The sequence below is a fragment of the Sphingobacterium sp. DR205 genome, from assembly GCF_011064245.1.
In the GTDB taxonomy this organism is placed as follows: domain Bacteria; phylum Bacteroidota; class Bacteroidia; order Sphingobacteriales; family Sphingobacteriaceae; genus Sphingobacterium; species Sphingobacterium athyrii.
On sequence record NZ_CP049333.1, the window covers coordinates 4,113,821 to 4,136,021 of the forward strand.

Annotated in this window: 15 protein-coding genes; 4 read left to right on the forward strand and 11 right to left on the reverse strand. The window is 44.8% G+C overall.

Translation table 11 applies throughout. The features are described from left to right. Positions 1-109: 109 nt before the first annotated feature. Positions 110-424 (forward strand): ABC transporter permease, encoded by a 315-nt coding sequence (locus G6053_RS30800; protein WP_241254760.1) that lies wholly within the window; start codon positions 110-112, stop codon positions 422-424. 62 nt (positions 425-486) lie between these two features. Then, positions 487-2,466 (forward strand): FtsX-like permease family protein, encoded by a 1,980-nt coding sequence (locus G6053_RS17855; protein ID WP_346774526.1) that lies wholly within the window; start codon positions 487-489, stop codon positions 2,464-2,466. 122 nt (positions 2,467-2,588) lie between these two features. On the opposite strand, the gene G6053_RS17860 is transcribed toward G6053_RS17855, so the two are convergent. The 6 genes from G6053_RS17860 to G6053_RS17885 all read right to left on the reverse strand — a co-directional run bounded on the left by G6053_RS17860 (position 2,589) and on the right by G6053_RS17885 (position 11,615). Beyond that, entirely contained in the window at positions 2,589-3,698 is a 1,110-nt protein-coding gene (locus G6053_RS17860) for a glycoside hydrolase family 88 protein (protein ID WP_165307603.1), read from the reverse strand. A 94-nt stretch (positions 3,699-3,792) separates the two neighbouring features. After that, positions 3,793-5,811 carry a RagB/SusD family nutrient uptake outer membrane protein gene (locus G6053_RS17865; protein WP_165307604.1) on the reverse strand — a complete coding sequence of 673 codons (2,019 nt, stop codon included), beginning with the start codon at positions 5,809-5,811 and terminating at the stop codon, positions 3,793-3,795. Between the two features lie 18 nt (positions 5,812-5,829). Then, a complete protein-coding gene (locus tag G6053_RS17870) occupies positions 5,830-9,186 on the reverse strand; it encodes a SusC/RagA family TonB-linked outer membrane protein (protein WP_206531764.1) in 3,357 nt (1,118 codons plus the stop codon). Between the two features lie 312 nt (positions 9,187-9,498). After that, a complete protein-coding gene (locus G6053_RS17875; protein ID WP_165307606.1) occupies positions 9,499-10,173 on the reverse strand; it encodes a CPBP family intramembrane glutamic endopeptidase in 675 nt (224 codons plus the stop codon). Positions 10,174-10,241: 68 nt separating this feature from the next. Next, a complete protein-coding gene (locus G6053_RS17880) occupies positions 10,242-10,823 on the reverse strand; it encodes a Crp/Fnr family transcriptional regulator (RefSeq protein WP_165307608.1) in 582 nt (193 codons plus the stop codon). Positions 10,824-10,859: 36 nt separating this feature from the next. Continuing rightward, a complete protein-coding gene (locus G6053_RS17885) occupies positions 10,860-11,615 on the reverse strand; it encodes a LuxR C-terminal-related transcriptional regulator (RefSeq protein ID WP_165307610.1) in 756 nt (251 codons plus the stop codon). 177 nt (positions 11,616-11,792) lie between these two features. Between G6053_RS17885 and G6053_RS17890 the strand changes: the two genes are divergently transcribed. Both G6053_RS17890 and G6053_RS17895 read left to right on the forward strand, forming a co-directional pair. Then, positions 11,793-12,509: a DUF3667 domain-containing protein gene (locus G6053_RS17890; protein WP_108633567.1), complete on the forward strand. Its 717-nt coding sequence runs from the start codon at positions 11,793-11,795 to the stop codon at positions 12,507-12,509. A 156-nt stretch (positions 12,510-12,665) separates the two neighbouring features. Then, positions 12,666-13,358 (forward strand): SUMF1/EgtB/PvdO family nonheme iron enzyme, encoded by a 693-nt coding sequence (locus G6053_RS17895; RefSeq protein WP_206531765.1) that lies wholly within the window; start codon positions 12,666-12,668, stop codon positions 13,356-13,358. 119 nt (positions 13,359-13,477) lie between these two features. On the opposite strand, the gene G6053_RS17900 is transcribed toward G6053_RS17895, so the two are convergent. The 5 genes from G6053_RS17900 to G6053_RS17920 form a co-directional block, all read right to left on the reverse strand. Further along, a complete protein-coding gene (locus tag G6053_RS17900; RefSeq protein WP_165307612.1) occupies positions 13,478-15,643 on the reverse strand; it encodes a TonB-dependent receptor in 2,166 nt (721 codons plus the stop codon). Between the two features lie 219 nt (positions 15,644-15,862). After that, positions 15,863-16,261 carry a hypothetical protein gene (locus G6053_RS17905; RefSeq protein WP_165307614.1) on the reverse strand — a complete coding sequence of 133 codons (399 nt, stop codon included), beginning with the start codon at positions 16,259-16,261 and terminating at the stop codon, positions 15,863-15,865. 149 nt (positions 16,262-16,410) lie between these two features. Beyond that, a complete protein-coding gene (locus G6053_RS17910) occupies positions 16,411-18,585 on the reverse strand; it encodes a S9 family peptidase (protein ID WP_165307616.1) in 2,175 nt (724 codons plus the stop codon). Beyond that, positions 18,575-20,728, reverse strand: a complete 2,154-nt coding sequence (locus G6053_RS17915; protein ID WP_165307618.1) for a redoxin domain-containing protein — start codon at positions 20,726-20,728, stop codon at positions 18,575-18,577. Before G6053_RS17915 ends, G6053_RS17910 begins: the two co-directional genes overlap by 11 nt. An 11-nt stretch (positions 20,729-20,739) precedes the next feature. After that, a complete protein-coding gene (locus G6053_RS17920; protein ID WP_165307620.1) occupies positions 20,740-22,191 on the reverse strand; it encodes a RagB/SusD family nutrient uptake outer membrane protein in 1,452 nt (483 codons plus the stop codon). Positions 22,192-22,201: the final 10 nt, after the last annotated feature.

Below are 22,201 nucleotides of genomic sequence, written 5' to 3' on the forward strand. Positions count from 1 at the left end.
CGGGATCGAACAAAATTCCGCATGCACAAAGATAATAAATAATTTATTTTCAACACATTACCCGATTGGCAAACGAATTGGTAGCACTAGGAATAAAAAACCGATTCCTATGCTTAAAAATTATTTCAAAATAGCCTTTCGGCATCTCCTGAAGAACAAAGGTTTTACAGCAATAAACATTGTCGGGTTGGCGACGGGAATGGCTGCAGCGATCTTGATTATGCTATGGGTAAAAAGCGAATTTAGCTTTGATCGTTTTTATTCAAGGACTGACCAAATTTATGCCGTCGGCATAAAGGATGTTTGGGCAGGCAGTCCTGTACAGCATTTTTACACCCCCAAGCCAATGGCTGCCGCTTTGAAAACAGACTTTCCGGAGATCAATCATGTTACGAGGGTCAACAAGGGTACCGGATTCTACTGACGCGGGGCGAAACCAAACTTTCAAAAGAGCAAGGTGTTTTTGTAGACAGTACGTTCTTAAAAATATTTGATTATAAAATTGTCGCAGGCAATCCCGCCGAAGCGCTGAAAAATCCCGGCCAGATCGTTTTGACCAGATCTTTGGCAGCGCGCTTATTTGGTGATACCGATCCCATCAACCAGAGCATCAGACTGGACAGCACCCAGACTTCAACAGTCTCGGCCATCATTGAAGACATCCCCGATAATTCCTTTATGAAAGGAACAGCTTATCTGGTCCCCTGGACATTAATGGAAAAAATAGGTTATTCGGATGATTACTGGGGAAATCAGTCTGTACAGACCTATATTGAACTGGACAAAAATGTCAATAGCGACCAATTTCTGCAGCAAATAAAAGGTTTTATGCAGCGGCATACCGAAACCAAAGTGGAAAATTTTATCGCCCCTATTGCAGATAAATGGCTTTACAGTAACTTTACCGATATGGGCAAACCGACTTCACAACGCATCGGGATGGTATATTCATTTATCGCTATTGCCTCTTTTATTCTGATCATCGCCTGCATCAATTTTATGAACCTAAGTACGGCTCAGAGTGAAAAAAGAGCGAAGGAAGTTGGAGTCAGAAAAGTGATCGGTGCCCATAAAGGATTATTAATCGGGCAGTTCCTCACCGAATCCATTCTGATTGCCTTTATTTCGGGCTTCTTGTCACTGTTGATCACCCAGATCGCAGTCCCTTCCTTTAGCGATTTAATTTCAAGAGAATTATCCATACCATTTAATAATATGCTCTTCTGGTCAGTGTTTATGGGCTTTGTACTCCTGACTGGCATTCTTTCGGGGAGCTATCCCGCCTTCTATCTATCGGCATTTGCTCCCGTAAAAGTGTTAAAAGGCAAGCTGCTCCATATCCAACGCAAATTTAATCCTCGGAAAGTACTGGTTATTGCTCAATTTTGTATTGCCATCACACTGATTATAACAACATTATCTATCCGGAAACAAATAAAATATGCGCAGGACCGAGAAATAGGCTATAACAAAGACAAGCTTATCCATGTCGTTGATCAAGGCGATATCCGTAAAAACAGGACGCTGATCAAAAATGCGCTGCTTCAATCTGGCATTGCCTCGGATATCGCCAGAACCTCCTCTCCGCTCACCGAAAACTGGAGCAACAACTCCATGGGCTGGGATGGTAAGCCCAAAGACGACAACACCATTTTCGCGCGTATGGGTGTAGACGACAATTTGGTCCGTACCGCTGGTTTGCAATTAGTGCGTGGCCGGGACTTTGACCTGGCCAAATTCCCAACGGATTCTGCCGCCATGCTCATCAATGAGTCTGCCGCAAAGGTGTTCAATTTTGATGATCCCGTCGGCAAGACCATTGTTGATGGCAGGAACTGGCATATCATCGGCGTCATCAAAGATTTCGTACAAGAATCTCCTTTTAATCCCATCACACCGCTTGTTATTCAGGGTGCTTTTTCGGGCTCCAATGTCACGAATATCCGGTTAAACAAATCTATCGAAACAGCGGACGCACTGTCCAGGATAGCGGAAATTTTCAAGAAATACAATCCCAACTATCCTTTTGAGTATTACTTTGTGGATGCCAAGTATGCCGAAAAATTTAAAGATTTCCAGCAGTTGGGCAAGCTTTCCAGCCTCTTTTCTTTATTGACCATTTTTATTTCCTGCCTGGGCTTATACGGTCTGACCGCCTTTATGGCTGAGAACAGAACCAAGGAAATCGGTGTGCGTAAGGTGCTGGGTGCTTCCATCTTCTCTGTCACGCGGATGCTGTCAAAGGAATTTGTTCTTTTGGTGCTTTTAGCCTGCCTGGTCGCCTTTCCGATCGCCTATTATATCACTGAGCGTATGCTGAGCACGTATACCTATCGCATTCAGATGACCTGGGATCTTTTCTTTATTGCCGGAACGGGCGCTTTGGCACTGGCCCTGCTCACGGTCAGCTATCAATCCATCAAAGCGACGATGGTCAATCCGGTGGATAGCCTGCGGGATGAATAGCAAACGGCGGCAGTTAACCGACGAAATCGTCGACCTCCCGCGAATCGTTTTATTTGGACCAGTCTATTGCTAAGTACATTGCAACCAGTGCACTTAGCAACAGACGAACTAAACCATATGACCTACTTGCCGCCGTCTTCCAGCAGTGCATTGACACACCATAGATAAGGTGCCTGTCCATGATAATCGCCCGTATGGCGGGGACGATCATAATAATACTGCTTATCGTTCTTTTTATTGGTCCCCACACAGACATCGGATACGGCACCTTTATCGTCCACATATTTTGTCAAGCCCAACCAAGCGTTCCGGGCTACTGCGCCATATTGTTTGCTATTGAGCCAGCCCTGTTTAACCCCTGATATCATCGCATAGGCAAACATTGCCGATCCGGAAGTCTCCGCCCAGCAATCCTGCTGATCGATCAATTGATTCCATAAACCATTTTTCGACTGGTATTTTTTGAGGCTCTTCATCATCTTCAGATAGCCTTTCAGGATACGTGGCCGATCACGGTGATCGCGGGGCAACATCCGCAATAATTCCGTCATACCTGCTGCCATCCATCCATTGCCCCGCCCCCAGTAGTAAGGGACATCCGGCGCATGATAGAACAAGCCATTGGGACGCTGTAAATCATCTAGATAAAGTACCATTTCTTTGGCCGCGCGATCCAGATACTTCGGGTCGCCAGTTGCTCTGAAAGCCGCTACCTGTACAATTGTAATCATGTACATATCGTCAATCCAAAGACGCGTCTGCCAGGAATACCCTTTTTGTGCCCAATCTTTTTCAGCCTGACTGGCGTTTTGCGGTACTTCCCATTGCGTATCAGCGTAAGGAAGCCCCAGATCTAGGTAACTTTTATCCTTAGTGAGTTGATAAAACCGTAAAGGGAGACTTCCGAACATATTCAGGTCGACGTGATTTTTGATCGGCAACAAGTTCTGTTCCACTGACGTTAATTTAGAAAAGCGGTCTTTCATCGCCTGTGTCAGCTGCTGATCGCCCGTCAGGTGGGCGTAGTTAACGACACCCGTCCAGTAAAAAGTCTCGGGATAGCTGATCCATTTACCCGCATGGAGCATATGTTTGCCCGTGATAAAACGGTGCGCAATCCGATAGCCTACTTCCTTTGGGTCTGCTCCCGCAGGAAAATTTGTTAGCTCCGTTTGTCCAATACAAAATTTAAACGGAAGAAAAAGTAAAAACAAAAACACATTTTTTATCATAACAAAAGGTATTGATTTTTAATCTATTGAACTTTCAAAAACAGGCCTGAGCGATTCGCGTCTGTGCAAATCAGCTCGGACCCTATACGCCTGACTATTCTGCCTTGGCTTCATCCGCAACTGCATCCTCCCACTTTTCCCATACTGGAGTTGCCGCGTTATAGCCGTCGTAGCCATAATTTTGCTTTAATTGCCCTTTAATGTTGGAGGTAATTGCCACATTCGGAATTGGCCAGTACATATTCTTTTTATCCATGGTGTAGTTGATATCACTGAGGCCTGTAGCATTCACATGAATGACACCTTTATTGTACAGGCTGTAATGCACGATACGTTGGTACCAGTAGCTCCCACCGGTAGCATCTGTACCGCTCTGTTTATCGAAATTTTCCAGATTATATACGTTCCCCCATTCATCGGGTTTACCACTACGGGCCAAGCACAGGGATACACGCTTCAGTTCGACATTTCGCCATTCCTCCCAATAGAGTTCACGTGCCCTTTCATTCATAATATCACCGATAGTTACGGCGCCCGGATACAGTTCCGTACATTTTGCCCGCTGACGCACCGCATTCAGATCATCTTTTATCGTTCCATCGGCGGGATTGATATAATATTTTGCTTCAGCACGCAAAAGATAAGCTTCCGCCAAACGGTATAGATACCAGTCGGCAATACTACCATTGGTTGCGCCCCTTGAGCCGTCCGATCCGCTGATATTTGCCTCACTGACGGGATCATCCAGAAAAAACTTATAATGCGGTACGTCGTACCAACGGCGAATGGAATCTGTACATAACAATTTGCCCGTTTCCGGATCGTTCAATGTGATCGGTTTTCCGAAATCTTTTGACGCTTTGTTATTTACCTTATAATCTTCCATGCGCACCCAATTCCCTACTTTGGAACTGTGGCGCAAGTCGCCATCATCCAGTTTACCGTTGACAGACCATACCCCCTTTGACTGGAAAGCCGTGGGCCGGAATGTTGCGATACCTCGGCCGAAAGCGCGCATATAGTCATATTTTGCATTATAATCCCCACTGTTCCGTTTAATATTCAGCAAGGCCTGCTGCCCATCGGTGGTCTGGATCCGGCTATCGAATACGAATGGATATAGAATGCGCATGGTCAACATTTTGACAAAAGACTCCGCATCGGCACCACGGTTGGGCATGCCCATGATCACCTCCCGGTTGGTCGGGATCAATTTGTTTTCGGGGCGGTGCATATCCCAGATGACATTGCGGCTAATGGGCCAGGTCTGCGCCTCACCCCCATCGTTAAACGTCCCAAAACTTTCGGTCATTAGGGAATAACCCGATTGATCAATCAGGATATCCGTCTGTTCTTTCGCCTTCTGGTATTCTCCCAGGGCCAGGTAACATTTTGTGAGCAGCATACGGCAGGCCCCCTTATTGATCATGCCGATTAGGTTCATATTTTTTTGGTCGGGCACCCATTGGACAGCAAATTCCAGATCTTTGGTGATCAGCTGCAGAATAGCGTCGCGTTTGGTACTGCGGTAGTTTTGTTTTGGCCCATCAATAATAGTCGTGACCAAAGGGACGTCACCGTATTGAAATACCAATGCCATATACCGAAAAGCACGATGAAAATAAGCCCGTCCTTTGTAGGCATTTTTATCCTGTTCGCTCAAGGTCTCCACCTGATCCACATACTTGATAATCGTATTGGCATAACTGATGCCTTTATAGGTTTCCTGCCATAAATACCACATACTATTTGAGCGGTCCAGATTCTGCAGGGTGGAGTTGTCGCTGGTCGGCGTCAGCATGTTGGCGACGTCTGCCATCATACTGCGTTTGTCCGTATTACTTGCGACCATCAATTCGGAGAAAATGTATTCTGTCCCCAGGGTCAGCATTTCATTATTATCCGTTGCCCAATACCCTTTCAGATGACGGTCGCAGATGGCCATGGCCGACAGCAGTCCCGACTCGGTATTAAAGGTCTCATTGGGTAAATAGATAGACAGCGGGTCTGGCTGTAGAAATTCTTTCGAACAGCTGCTTACTGCAAGCGTACCGGCAAGCAGTAGGACGATACCCCTGCTGATTGATCCGGTTGTATTTATTGTATATTTCATAGCTATCAATTAATCAGGTTATAAAGATAAATTCACACCGAAGGTAAATACACGAGAGGCCCATCCCTGAGGGTTATTGCTGGGATGAAATGTTTCGGGATCACCATATTCCCAGTCTTTGGTCCAGGTAGCCACGTTGCGCACCGTTCCATATAGTTTCACCCGGTTTAAGTGATACCTGGATGTCAGCGATGCCGGCAGTGTATAGCCCACAGAAATATTGTCCAGCCGGATAAAAGAGCGGTCGTAAAGCCGCTGGGCACCCTCTGCCCCGACAGGTCCTTTGGCTTCGATCCGGCCATAGCGATCCGTTGGGTTGTCCGGTGTCCAGTATTCTTTGGCCGGCAGATTGGCCAGGCCATAGGCCATCCGGCCCCCATCATCATCGTTGTTCAGGTAATTACCTGATAGGCTTTTATGGCCCATCGAAGAGTAGATGTTAAATGAAAAGCTCAGGTCTTTCCATAGGATAAATTCATTGCGCATCGCCCAACGGAAGCGCGGGTCTGTCTGTCCCAAAAACACTCTATCGTTGTTGTTGTAAACAGGTTTTCTTCCGTCGGCATTCACCACATCATCAGCGGTATAGGGATTGGCTACCTTGGGGTCGCCCGGTGCCTGCCCATATCTCGCCGCTTCCGCAGCTTCATAGGCCTGCCAGATACCCGTCACCTGATAGTCCCAGATCGCGCCAATGGGCTGACCGATAAACCAGCCATTCGAAATCTCGTCCATTTCCTTGCGGCCTATCACATTTCCATTTGCGTCCAACACATCTTCGTAGTTCTTATAAAGATGCACAATCTGGTTTTTGTTGTACGAGAAACTAAAGGTGGTAGACCATTTCAGGTTGTCCTTTTGCAGGTTGACCGTATTTAATGTCAGTTCAACTCCTTTGTTGTCCACTTGCCCCAGATTTGTCGTGATGCTGCTAAAGCCCGTAAAGTTCGGCAGCTTCTGCTCCATGATCATATCGTGGGTCTGCATCAGGTAATATTCCAGACTCCCGGAGATCCGGTTTTTTAAAAATCCAAAGTCCAGACCAAAATTCCATGCAGTGGTCTTTTCCCATTGCAGGTTGGGATTGGCCAGGCGGTCAACCATCAGGTAACGGTATTGGACCAGTTCGCCGGCGGAGTTGAGGTAGCCATGCATTTTTCCACTACCGGCATAGAGGTTCGCAAGCGCCAGATTGGGATCTGCAAGCTGGCGGTTCCCATTTTTGCCGTAGGAAGCACGCAGTTTACCATAATCCATGACATCCGTCCATTTAAAGAATTTCTCCTTGGAGAAGTTCCAGGCCAGCGCCACCGAGGGAAAAGTAGCATAAGGATTCGAAGTACCAAAAGCCGAATAACCATCCCGCCGGATGGAAGTGGTCAGCATATAACGGTCATCATAAGAATAAAACAAACGGGCCAACAAGGCATCAGCCGTTTGATGGCTATCGTAACTATCGAAGCTGCTATTTTCCTTTGATCCATTTTTGGTATTGTGGAAACCAAGCGCATCCGACGGTAAAATATTACGCGCTTCAATGCGGTCTTTCCACGATTGCTGTTCCTCAGCTTCCTGCACCAGGGTCACCATCAGACGGTGCTTATCCGCAAAGGTCTGCTCCCAGTTGATCGTGTTGTTGAGCGACCAGTCAAAACGTTTGGTTTGTTCCCGGTTGGCTCCCCGATCGGCAGGATTCGATCCGGGGAGTTCGGCCGACATAAAATAGCGGTCATGGAAATATTGCAAACGGGGCGATGCATTAAAGGAATACGTGATATTGAACGGCAGTTTTATTTTCGCATTGAAGATGGAATTCAATACCGTGTAGCCCTTATCCAGTTCAAGATAGTTCTGCAGAAAATCATAGTTATAGCCGCGCTGGCTAAACTGTTCACTCAGCGGATATTGCAGCGGGGTGCCGTTGGCATCCGCATAATCTGCGTAAGGACTATTGCGCAGCGTCTGATCCAGATCAATGTCTATATTTCCATCAGAGCGATCCTGAAAATTTACATTGGCCCCCAGCTCCAGCCATTTGTTTACATGCGCATTGATTTTCATATTGGCCCGGACGGCCCTGTAGGTGTCACTGATGACGGTACCCTCATTTTTAAGATAGCCCATGGACAGGTAATAGTTCACCTTATCACTCGCGCCGCTGATACTCGCATTATAATCCTGGTTGAAACCCGTGCGAAAGGTATGGTCGGCCCAGTCCACGGCCTTTCCGTTCAGGAAATTCTGTAGGGCATTACCTTGCAGCCCCAAACGGCGGCCCCAGATACTTTGATCAGACTCCCCATTCTCATTTGTTGAAAGCGCACGCCAGGAATCGAGCGATAAAGACGACGGTAGCTGGTCCGGATTAAGGTAAAACCCATAAGGCACCGCTAAGTTTCCGTTATCATCACGCGTCTGATAAGCTTCATATAGCCCTGTTTCGGGGTTAATGCCATAGGTATTCTTCGTATACCAATCCTCCCGATGCTGCATGTAAGCGGCGGGACTGAATCTTTTGCGGTAGTTGCTCAATTGCGTCGCACCGGCGTTCATCGTCATATTAATTGTCGGCTTGCCCTGTCTGCCTTTTTTTGTACTGATGATAATCACGCCACTGGCCGCTTTGGAACCATAAATCGCCGCGGCGGAGGCATCTTTTAAAATGTCGATCTGTTCAATGTCGTCCGGGTTGATTTCCGAAAGTTCACCATAGAATATCATTCCATCGAGCACAAGCAGCGGATTATTATGGCCGCTGTTACTATCGTAAACCGAACGTTTACCGCGCACCTCGATCGAGCCGCCTCCTTTTGCCGAAGCGTCATAGCCGATATTCATTCCCGCTGTACCGCGCAAGATATCCTGCACCGTTTTTGGGTTTTCATTGGCTATTCGATCCGGAAGGATCTGCGTCACCGAACCCGTCAGGTCCTTTTTACGCATGGTGCCATAGCCCACCACCACGACCTCTTCCAACGCATCTGCTGATGGAGTCAAGACTACATCCAGTACCTTCGTCGAAGTAATCGGAACCTCCTGAGTTATGTAGCCAATAAGCTTAAAAACAAGCTTTTCTGCCCCGGGGGGTACCGTGATGAGGTACGAACCGTCCGCCTTCGAGGCTGCACTGATCCTACTTCCCTGCACATTTACAGTAACACCAGACAGCGGTTGGCCGTTGCTATCCGCTATTTTACCCGTAATTTCACGGTTTTGAACATTCAATCGATGGATTGATTGTGTTGATTCATTGGCTTTTAACGCTGCGATGGGGCTACCAAAAGCAACCAGGCACATTAACCAGGGAGAGGGCATCCATGTACGCTTTCCAGAGTCAAAAAAGCCGTTTTGTTTTAGTTTACAATTGTTTCTCATAAAGCAATATTCACTTCGAGTTATTTAGAAATTTTATAATTGGCTTCCTCTAATGGAGGAATTTTAACTGTAAAAGTGAAGATTAACATTAAGAAAAACAGGGCCCTATTGTCTCAAAAAACTACTATTTTGTCTCAATAACCCGATTTTCAATATAAAAATTTAAGCATAGTCGAATAAGATAGGCAAATTGAGCTACAAGATCCTATATAAAATAGCAGATCAAAAATTAACTACAACGTTTTCGTAATTTAACTACAACGTTTTCGTATTTTTAATATTACAATCGTTCAGCAGTGATCATCGGCGGATTTAGCCTCTTTCCATCTTTCTTTTCCGCAATACCAAGTTGACAATCCATACAATGAGCAAGATGCCCAAAATTGCACCACTTTTGGTATTCATGGTTGGGAAGAAATTATTAAGAGAATGAAATGCACTGACAGCGATAAGGGAACCCGTGCTGTCGGCGACCTTACCTATCCCCCAGCTTCCCAATACCAAAATCACAAAAAAGGATATTTGTATAGGCGTGAAATCAAAATTCAGATGCCATAAAAACCATAGCACAGACAATAAAAGTATATTATATAATGGTTTCAACGCTTTAAATTCCTGATAGAGAAAACCACGCCAACCTATTTCTTCCAACAAGCCGTAGATCAAAACTGAAGATATTGCTAAATAGGGTATTTTACCAAGTGTAACGTATGACACCATACTAATTAAAGCAATGGGGAATACCCAATAAAGAGCCATTGGGATCAGCATATTTTTATAATTACCTTTGAGCGACAGCACCGGTTTAATATTGAATATTAGAAATACTGCGGTAGCACCAATAGCAGGCCCAACTCCGGTAAGGATAGATTTTAGATATGGGCTTTCGAAACTGCTTAGCAATTCTGTTTTGTTGGTGAAATAGCGGCAGACTATCGCGATAATGTAATAAGTGACAATGGCCCCAAAGTTGATTTTTCTTTTCATAATATGTGTTTCGCATTTTTGCAATGCGCAAAAATAATTGCAATAAAGCCAAAAACACTTGACGAAAGTTAAGAAATCTTCTTTCTTATTCTACTCAGGCTCTCCGGGGCAATACCCAGGTAGGATGCGATAATTTTGAGTGGGGTGCGTTGAAAAATCTTCGGTCGTTCGTTTATTAATTTCCGATATCTTTCGGTAGGTGACAGTGTAAGGAGATTTATTTGTTCTGACTGTTTAGCTGTAAACATAATATCCGAAATAGCTTTGCCAATGAGAAGCGAGCGGTCAGATTTGTCGTATAGGCTTTGCAGATTCTTATAACTTACCGACCAAAGCTCCACATCCTCTATGCACTCGGTTTTGATGACCGTAGGTTTTTGAGATACAAAAGAAAGATAATCGCTAAATACCTGGTTTTCATAATACAAATTGATGCAAATATCTTTGTCCTGATAAGGCACAAAATGACCGACAGAACCTGATATTAAAATATTAATGAACCTTTCGGTTTTATCATAGGCTTTGACAACTTCATTCTTGGCAAAGGTGCGACATTCCACTACTTTTGAAAATTCGATCCAAAACTTAATATCCACTGGATAATAAGCGTCAAAGATCTGCTTGATATTTTCTGGACTTGGAATTTTCATTTAAATTTAATATAACAATTCTAAAACGATCTAACACTATAATAGTCTATTATTTAACGCAAAGTGCAAAGCTTCATTCATATTACTTACGCCCAATTTTTCAAATAATTTTCGGCGATGAAACTTCACCGTGTCTATTGAAACGAATATTTTCTCAGAAGTCTCGTGAATGGTCAGCCCTCGGTGATAATAGCGTAATATTTCAATTTCACGTTCGCTGAGGTTAATTTTTCTTCGGGCACTCCATCGATCAGTCTGCAGGTCAAGTTCCCAGAGCTGATCAGCATGAAGCTTTTCGATGGTTACATTTCCTGAGGATACGTTTGAAGACAACGATACGATACAAATGGCCTTCCATATCTTTCCGTCTTCAGTCAGAAAACACGGCGTCAACTTATGGTTGATCAAAATGTACTTTTTATTCGCGTCCTGTATTTGAAAATCATAAGATATTACATATAGTTTGCGCTCCTTCAAGGGGATTTTTTGATAAAAATCAAAGCCTGCATTGTTGATCTGGATAAGCATTTGAAAATCTGCCTCGGGAACATATTTTTGGTAAAAGCTATACCCCATTTCTCTAACCTGTTTTGATGTTAACCCGGCTAAAAATAAGGGATTGTCAGAGACAAATTCGAAAGCCTTGCGCTGATAATCGATAATGTATATACTTTGATAAGTAATACGCGCGAAGGCTTTCACAAGTTCGATGTAATTATTAGCCTGCTCGAGATCTGTTGTCGACAGGTTTGTGACCACATTTTGGGATGAAAATAAATCTTTGAAATCCATGTTCAAATTCTATGCTTCGAAATTAAACAAAACTACACTTAGGTGTAGCTTTTATTCGCAAAAACTCTTCTATTTTTGAGCAAATTGGCAATCGATAAGAAGCAAAAAACCACCAATAATGTGGGCAGCGAACGCCATGGATTGACAACCTTGAATTACCTATAGAACTCCTTGAAAATGACAACTTGCAAAAACTGTAAAATTGCGATCAATTCTAATTTCTGTCCCAATTGTGGCCATCCAGCTGTGCTTAAAAGAATCGACGCCCATTATATTGCCCATGAAATAGAACATGTGCTCCACTTTGAGCGTGGTATTTTGTACACGATTCGCGAGCTCATTACCACGCCAGGAAAAAATGTACGGCACTACATCTCCGAAAATCGAAGCCGTCTGGTCAAGCCTATTATTTTTATTATTGTTACTTCACTTATTTATTCAATTTTAAGCCACTTTTTTCATATTGAAGATAAATATATCAGTTATTATGAATCCCAACATTCCACGACGAGTAAGATGTTCCTTTGGATTCAAGGTCACTATGGCTATGCCAACATTATCATCGGGATATTTATTGCCCTGTGGACAAAACTCTTTTTCAAAAAATATGGGTTTAATCTCTTTGAGATCATTATTCTCTTATGTTTCGTTTTAGGAATGAGCATGTTGATCTATGCACTATTTGCACTGGTTGAAGGTATCGCTCATCAAAGCGTAATGACCTATGCCAGTATCTTGGCGCTGTTGTACGGCGTTTGGTCCGTCGGACAGTTCTTTGATCCTACGAAGCTGTCAAATTATTTAAAAGCATTCTTCGCTTACATGTTGGGCTTTATCACATTTATGCTGTCGGTATTTGCAATTGGTTCGGGTATCGATTTCATTTTTCATTAACCATGATTTATCGCTATCTGGAGCGATATTATCAGATGCATAGCAATTGAAATATTGGGCGGTCACACTAGTCTATATCGAAGGAAAGCTGGGCGCTAACAAAAGTTTAAGTATCTTCATCCACGGAAGAAATAAAAACTAAATTACCTTAGCCCAATGAATCCAGACAGCACACGGAAGAGTCCAACGATTTTAGAACAAATGGTCGATATACCGAGCGGAAGAATTGATTTACGCGATGATCGGACAAAAGAGAAATGGACTGTTGAAATAGCTCCCTTTTTTCTTTTAAAATTTCCGGTAACGCAGGATCTATATTTCAACATAACCAATGAAAACCCGAGCACTTTCAAAGGGGAGTCACTTCCCGTGGAAACAGTTTCATTTAAAGAAGCTGTGATTTTCTGCAATAAACTCTCAATTCAAAACGGCTTAACACCTTGCTATATCATTCAGGATGAAAGCGGAAACATAGGTTTTAAAAAATCAGCGGATGGTTTTCGTTTACCCACCGAGGCCGAATGGGAATATGCTTGTAAAGCCGGGACAACCGGAATTAGGTATGGGGCACTGGATCAGATCGCCTGGTATAAGGACAATTCAGAAAATAGAACGCATGCCGTTGGACAGAAAACACCAAATCCCTGGGGGCTTTATGATATGTTGGGCAACGTTTGGGAATGGTGTTCAGACCTATACGATACAGAAGTATATGGTTCTTACCGTATTTTCCGTGGGGGCGGTTTTTGTGACCTAGAAAGAAGCGTGATGGCAACGACCCGCCGACGGAGCCATCCCTTAAAATTTAAAATTGACGACCTCGGATTTAGAATTGCGAAGAACAAATAAAATAAAAATTAGCCGATATGCTAATTGGTCTGGTGGATTAGCACATCTAAATTAACCGTGTATATGTGCTGTACAAATCCACCAGCCAGTTTACTGGTAGCGATCACCATCCAAATCCATTAAAAATGTAGCCCCATCGACAAGATACACTGCCGCAGGCTACCTGCTGTAATAAAGCCCCTTCCGCCATAATAATAGTGGGTGTTAAACAGGTTTTCAGCTGTAAAACGACATTGGAGCTGTCGATACGTATAGCCTATATTACCGTTACAAAGTGTATAGGCATTCGTATAAAAACTTCCAGCATTTGTGCTGTTGATTATTAGGTCCTGTCCCACGTAATTGCCCCCGAAACCGATGTTCCATTTACTGACCTTATCCACCGGAACTTCATAACTAGCATACCAGGTCGCAGACCATTTCGGACCAGCATTCACAGGCCTCAATCCTTGGACGGCGGCATCGCCAACCGTTATTTTACTGTTGTTATAGGCTGTACCAGCGTGTAGAAAAAGATTTTGCAGAGGCTCAGTCTGTACATCCAGCTCTACGCCACGGCTGTACTGCTTCCCCCGCTGTAGGTATTTTGTGGCATCGTTCGGATCCGTAGTCACAGTATTGCTTACACTGATATCATAGTAGCTCAAGGTGAGATCCAGTACGTTATTGGGTACGGCGATTTTAATCCCCGATTCCCACTGGCTTCCATATTGGGGTTTAAAATTATATAAGATACCATTGCTGCTCATTGGTGCTATATTTTGGAATCCCCGCATATAATTCCCGAAAAATGTAACGGTCTTTGGAATAAGCTGATAGGTCAGTCCAATCTTAGGAGTAATGGAAGATTGCTTATAGTCAGCCGTTGTGATGGCCGTCAGCACATCCCGTGTTCCAAAGTTGATCAGCCTATCGTAACGCGCACTCAGCATGATTGTCAACGCATCGTTGGGCTTGATGACGTCCGAAACATAAGCCGAGTACGCATTTTGTGGAGCGACCGAGTTGCTGGGTTGTTTGGATAGCACGATATTCCGGACAAGGTCTGCATTAAATAAATTTGCTGCAGCCGAGTGCCCCGCAATTAATACCGTGTCTACATAGCCCGCACTCCTATAATTTGCCGCATAACTATAGCGGTGATAGTCAAGGCCAACAAGCAATTTATTGTCCCAGTTACCTACCTTAAAATTTCCGATAAAGTTTTGTTGTACCTGATTATTGCTCATGTCTTCTGCTTCATAGCGTAGTACCTTCCGAGCCACAGCAGCATTATTGTTGACCAACAAGTTTGTTTGGTAATCGCCATTTGAGGTACTATATGTACTTGCAAAGTTCGTTTCAGACTGCCAGTTCGGCGAAATCGCATAACTTATCTTTCCGTAAAAATTCAGTGAAGAGGTCTTCCACAACAGGCTGTTGTCCGTGTACGATTTTCGGTAGTCCAGCTCAAGCCCTCTTGAATACTGTACATTATCCGGTCCGGCAGCCGTTTTTGGATTAGCAGGTGTGAATAAGGGGCTATTTGTAGTGTTCCGGTTTAAGAATTCGGCTTCCATTCTAATCTTTAAATCCGGAGTAAGCTGGTAGCTGAAACTTGGTGCCAGGAAAAGGCTTTTATTTAAACCCTGATCCTGAAAACTCCTTCTCGACGTATACGTACCAAACATCCGGAACAGTGCTTTATGACCGGAATCTAGCGGCATGTTTACTTCGATACTGGTGCGATGGAGCGCATTGTTACCCGCAGCCAGAGAAAAATTTGTAAAGGCACTATCGAGGGGAATAGCAGTGAGCACATTGATCAGTCCACCAAAAGCCATGTTGGTGCCGCCAAACAAGGTGCCGCTCGGACCTTTGATAACATCCAGCTGCTGGATGTTGCTATTTTCGTCGCTGTATTGCAGATAAGCATTCAGCCCATTTCTAAAATTACTTCGCGTCCGGAATCCGCGGATCGTAAAGTAGGGGGCCACCCCGGCCCAACTGGGTGTTACACCTGTGGCATTAGACAGCATGGTCGTTTGTGTAAAGTAATTCCTATTTTTGGTCAGGTTGGTACCCACGCTGGCCGTTACCTGTGGGTTTTCGTAATCACGAATATTTATTCGCGCAGACTGGAAACTCGATTTGTCTTTCGCCCTGAAATGTGATCTTATAAAAACGGAGTCGAGCTGTTTTGGCAATAGTGTATCCCTGGATTGGGCCTGTACAGTGCTTGTAAAAATTGTAAATATCAGTGTAAAAATTAAAAAAGGTGTTAAATAGCGGGTGTTCAATAGCATTAGAAACTAAATTTGATCAACAATGAATGAGTCTTACTCGCCCCCGACAAGGTCCTGTACAGCAAATTCCAGCCATTGCTTGGTTGCTCTGCAAGAGATTATCATTTCTATCTTGAAAAATGGGGACTATCCAGCTGAAAAGGTGTAAAACAATTGTTATCGCTATTACAATTTTGTTTTACCCATAAATCGCTGGAGCGATACTTAAAGTATACGAATTTATGCTATTGCTGAGCTGGGTGGTCTGAGCAGTTTGTTAAAGACATCAAATTTGCGGAATGCAACATTGCGTAGCGTATGATGTTCTTTACGGAGTGCCGGGACATACGCTTTGTTTACGATCAAAGGAAAATAATGTCCGCAGAACATGACCGGTGTTTTGGAAAAGTTTTCATGAAAGTCTTTTTCCCGTTGTGCTTCCTTTTTGAGCATACGCATCAAAAAACATTTCCCGTCACAGTGTAACGACTGGTTATTTTTATTGATACAATATCTATTGGCGATATCAGTCTGGTTTGCATAAAAACTCACCACAATAAATACTTTGCTAAAGCTTAGCAGGAGAATGCAAAGCAATAGCAAACTTATGGTGCCTAATTTAAAAACGCGCGCAATCATGATTTACTGCCGCTAAGATAAATGTTTTTTAAACATTTTTTATGGATTACCGTTTCAATAGCAAAATAATGCATAATGATCGTCAAAATCTGTTGCTTGAGCAAAGCGTACAAGTGTACGCTTTGCCGACCAAGCCTCAAGCAGCAGGATCAATGCCGATACCGTTCAAAGAATTCATAAGTCCGCAGCAGCTGATCGAGTCGCTGGCCGACGTTGCCCGAGCGTGTGATCTCATGATCCGCACCTGGATGTCGGACATATTCTGTCTGGCGGCTCAAATATTTGAGTTGCTTGTATAGAAAATCACTCTGCACGGGACCTGTGCGGTTGTCTTGCTCTCCATGAAAAATAAGTAAAGGTGTGTTTATCTGTTCGGCATAGGTGGTGGGAGACTGTGCCAAAAGGATATCGCGCATACCCTTTTCCCACGGAAATCCATCAAAATAACGCTTCAACATGGGCCACACATTGGCGCTACCAAAAAAGACGTAGAGGTCATACACCCCCCGTTGGCTCGATGCCGCACGAAATCTACTGTCATGCGCCAAAATCCATGTGGTCAGATAAGCACCATAGGAGCCGCCGGTGATAAACAGCTGCGCACTGTCCACAGTACCTGTCGCAAGCGATCGGTCGACTGCTTCCAGGACATCGCGTGATGGCCCCGCACCCCAGTCTTTAAAATTAGCTTTCAAAAACGCTTCGCCATAACCGCTTGAACCACGGGGATTGGAAAATAAAACAGCATAGCCCCGTGCACGAAAGTACTGGTACTCGTGCCACATACTGGCATCCGCAGGTCCAAACATCGATGCGGGGCCACCGTGTATCTCTACCAACAATGGGTAGCGCTTTCCTTCCTGATAGTTTGCCGGCTTCAATAACCAATAATCGACCTCCAACCCCTTGTCATTTCGAAAATTATTTTTCTGTGCAATACCAATGTTTTTTCCCGATAGCCAGCCTGAATTGATGTCACTGATTACAACCGCATTCTTAAAGTTGGCATCCGCCCGATACAGTTCCGATGGATTAGCAAAAGTCGTTTTGGTGAAGAAGGCTTTCTGGCCATTTACCCAATACTCACCGATCCCCTCTTCTACCGAACTTAAGGTGCGGATAATTCTAGTCTTTAAATCACCACGGTTGATCGTCCGACCACCCCGATCCGATGCAATAAAATAAACCGATTTTTCATCAGGCGAAAACTGCACATTGGTCAGACTACGATCTACGGCCAGGCTGAAACCTTTCCAATTCTGGGCATTATAGAGATAAAGTTCACCCACCGTCAGCGAATTCTGCCGTCCACGGTTCACCGCCACCCATTTTCCCGATGCAGATACTGCAGCAACCTGATAGCGATGTATACTGTCACTCAATATAGTTTCCCTTTTTCGTGAGTTCAGGTCCACTAGGACAAGATCAGTAGATACAACACGATCCGGATGTAGGCCATTTTCGGTCTCCACACTCAAAAGAACCTTATTATTCCCTAAGAATTCAGCACCGGAATAGCTTCGAAAGCCTTGCGTTAAAGGCATAGGCTCTGTTTTTGCGGCGAGGTCCAGGATATACCAATGAGTAAAACGGATTTCACCTGTCGTTGAATTCTCTGTTTGAAACTGCAATTTATTGGTCACTTTGGCAATACCCTCCCGTTCATCGTGTTTGAGATAGGCGTTTATCCCGGCGACATCTCCATCCGGATCCTCCTGCGCGGGCTCGCCCAACAACGATGCGTGATTGCGATCGCCCGGTTTTTCCGATGCCCATGGCGGCAACATGCCCGCAGCGTTGAAATCTTTACTTTTTGCAAGATCACCAAGGCTGTAGCTACTCGACAAAAGTACTTTCGAACCGTCGGGACTGAACCTTACTGTCCCCAGCCCCTGGGCCAATGTCGTTATCTGTAAGGGCGGTTGGCCACTTGCCGGAAATGAAAACAGTTGCGCACGTTTGTTGCTGTCCTTGCCAATAGCCCATCTACGTCCATCCCGGCTATATAGGATTTGGGTAAATTGAAGATCTCCTTTCAACGGCTCAGCCCTTGCTGACGAGGCTATTTTATTCACATACCAAATCGTTTCATAGCGAAATCCCGCATGTTTGGCCGTATCCGCCACAGTTCCCTTTACGGCATAGGCCAATTCGCTACCATCTGGTTTCACCTGCAGATCAACAATATTTTTTATTCGTACCAGATCGCTTGCAACGATCAAACTATCATCTGCACCTGCCCTGGCAAAAAATGGAAAAATGCTTCCCATCAGAAACAGACAGATAAACTGATGTTTCCAACCTATGTATCTACTAGCTTTCATTCAGTTTTTCGATTAGTTTTTGTGCAGAAATGCGGGCCTTGCGTTGGATAAAATCGGAATTCGTGTTGTCGCCAATTTCATAGACCAATGCTTCGGCATTATAGTTTTTATACAAATAGCTGTATGCAGTGAAGGTCGGCCCACCCAGATATAAGGGTTTCACTAGGGGCTCATACCCCGGAATTGCTTCTTTGACACTCGCTATCCAGTTGGGAATGAAACCCGGAAATCGGCTTGGCAATGCAGGATCGACTGTATAATAAATATCACTCCCGGTCGAATGGAAATCAATCGCAAAATAGAGCTGTCGGCCTTGCTGCCCTATTTCTTTCTTAAAGTAATCGCGCAGGGCAATGGTCTCGGGCTGATTAAATTCGGACCAGTCCCGATTGAGATCCACACCATTCGCATTGGCACGCCAGTGTCCCAAATCTACACCGTCCGGATTAACGATAGGGATCAGATAAATGCGGTATTTCTCCCGAAATTCCTTTGCATCCGCGCTGTTGCCGAGCAGGTATTCGACAAAACTAGCATAAGCATAATGCCCCGTAATTTCGGGAGGATGCTGTCTTCCCAAGACGGCAATACTCTTTTTGCTCTCAGGATTCCCCGCCACATATACATTGAGTGCTTTGCCCAAGCCCGTTTTACCTGCTTCCGTTTTTTGGAGCTGGACAGCAGGATTTACCTGCTCAATCCACTGGTATACCGCCTTGGATGGAACATTTGCCTGGGCCGAAACCCAGGTGCGCTCACCGGAGACCGGCAAATCAAAAGAAGCACCACTCAGCTTATTCCAGCTCGTTCCGTCTTTGCTCACTTTTGGATCATAACGATGGTGCACGCCTGATGGATAATCAAGCTGGATCCTTATCGTCGTATCCCGGGCAGCCCAGACCTGAAAACCATACCACGGGCTTGGATTGATCGGCGTGCGTTCCGGGGCCACTTGCACATGATACACGCCATCACTGGATTTCTGTACCCCATTCAACCGTGCTCCGTCATAATCGTTCGTAAAAAAAATACGTTTGTCCACCGAGAAAATACCGCGTTCTTGCTTCACAATATCCTGGGATTTTGTGGACTCATAGCTAATGGGATTTTGTCCTTTAAAATCCTTCTTCAGCCCCCCGATCTCCACTTTCTCCTGATTAAAAAGGCTGTCCAAAACTTTGCCAAGCTCCTCTCCGCGGACATTTTTGGCAATAATGGTCCCCTGTTCATCCACCAGAAAATTAGCTGGGATTGCACGCACTGCATAATCAGCCGCAATTTCGCTATTCCAGTATTTCAGTTCGGAGACATGCTGCCAGATCAGGTGGTCATCCGCAATACCTTTTAGCCAAGCTTCTTTCTTTTTATCCAGTGAAATGGCATAAATCTCAAAACCCTGGGATTTATACTTTTGGTAGTTGGCCACAATATTAGGATTCTCCTTGCGGCATGGCGGACACCAGGAAGCCCAAAAATCAATCAGTGTATATTTGCCCAAGTGATCGTAGAGCGCCTGAGGATTGCCATCGGGATCATTAGCTACGATGGCTGGGGCTTTTTTTCCTACAGCGACCTGGCGGATGACCGCAATAATTTTTCGGAGGTCCTGTATGTAGCGCGATTGCTGCTGACGCTCGGAAAGCAATGCGATATTGACTTCAAGTTCTTCGGGAGACAGCCGATAAGACCATTCCCTGTAAAGAAGGTAACTGGAAACAATACTATTCGGATATTTTTGAATAAAAGATCGAATATCCGGTTTACGCTGTGCCCGATATTCCTCAAAGAGCTGCTGGCTTTTTGAACCAGATAGCGACACCTTCTGCCTGTTCTCATCTGTTGCATCAATCGTCACTTTATTATCGCCAGCATCCAGGAACACATAGCTTGGCACGACATCCCGCTGTGTAGAAATACCATACAATTCAGGAAGCGGCAGCTGCCGCTGGAAGGAAAATCCGCCGTTTTTGACCTGGGCAGAATCAATGACCGTAAAAATTTTATTTTCAAAACGTTGCAGATAGACAACAGCTACCGCCCCGTTCTTCACCGTACCTTGGAGTGACAATGTCTGCTGTTGCGCCTGTAAGGATCCCCCACTGGTCAGCAGCAAAGGGAGGATGAGTTTAGTTGTATTATTCATGTTCAACTGATTTAATTAAAAAGTTTATTAGTCGCCAATTCTGTGTTAGGCGCCGGAAAAATATAGTTTTGAGCAATTGTAGGCACGCTTGGTGTCTGTATACTGGCATCCCCTTTAGCGGGCAACTCTTTTAAGTGGCGCAGAAGATCATGTCCGCGCAATCCCTCCCCGAGTAACTCAATACGCCGTTCTTTGCCAATTGCTTCCAAGATGGCCGTTTTGCTGGTCAGGGATGCACCCGGGAATACAAAACTTGCATCTGACCGCTGGTGGACTGCGGTTAAAAGCGCCCCGGCAATCGAAAGCTGTTCAACCTGTGCTGCAGCCTCAGCATAGTTTAATAAGACCTCAGCGTAACGGATTACCGGAATATAGTCAACATAGGGTGAGGCCTTGGCGTACTTTTTTAAATATTGTTTGCCCCCATTCGCTTGAAGGAGGCCACGCCGTTTGTCTACCGGATCCCATTGGGCGTCGTTTAAAATACCGGTGGGATTAAGATAATACTCTTTATTGATATTATAAACATAACCTATCGCAGACTGCCCCGAAAGCGCATCCGTTGTGCTCATGGGCATACTTAGAATAGATTCAGTCGTGGTATAATTACTTCCAAAGATAGCGGTAATATCTGCCTGCAATTCATGCGCAACGCCCTGTTGCGCTTTAAATGGAGCGGCCTGCTGCGGGACGATCTTTTTCGCTTCCTCCAGTACCTTTTGGTAGTTATTGATCGTCAGATACACCCTGGTTTTGAAAGCCCGGGCCGTATTTTTATGTGCCCGTGTCGTATTGAGCAGCGCAGTGGAATAATTTTCCGGCAAATCCTTTTCGGCCGCATCCAGGTCGCTCAAGATCTGTGTGTATACCTGGGCAACAGTACTCCGGGCCAGGTCATTGTTATTACCGTCGACTTCAGCCTTCAACCGCAGCGGTAAGCCCGGTGAAGCACCCTGATCTTTGTTATAGGGCTGTGCAAATACTGTCACCAGACTGAAATAGGACACTGCACGCAGCAACTTTGCTTCAGCGATATAGGCTTTAGCCAGATCCTGGCTGATGACTGCAGTACCTGGGCTAAGCGCATCAATCAGGATATTTGCGCCATTAATAGTCGTGTATGCAGCAGACCACAGGTTGTTGATATCATTGGATCCCGAACTGTAGGAATTGTTCCAACTTTCATATGCTGTATAGCTGTTGGCCGTGACATTGATAAAATCCTCCCCTCGGACATCCTGGTAAAGGAGATAACGTCCACCATATAAACTGGCCGCTTTCAAGTTCTTATAAATACCATTGACCACACCTTCAATCCGGGCAGGGGTATCAAATACGTTTTTATCCGATATGGATGTGGTCGGAACCGGGAACAATCCGTCTTCCTTTTTACACGAGTTCAGCGTGGATACCAATAATAATGCGCTGACCAGGCAGCTATTTCTCTTTGCTTTAATTTTCATGTTTACAACT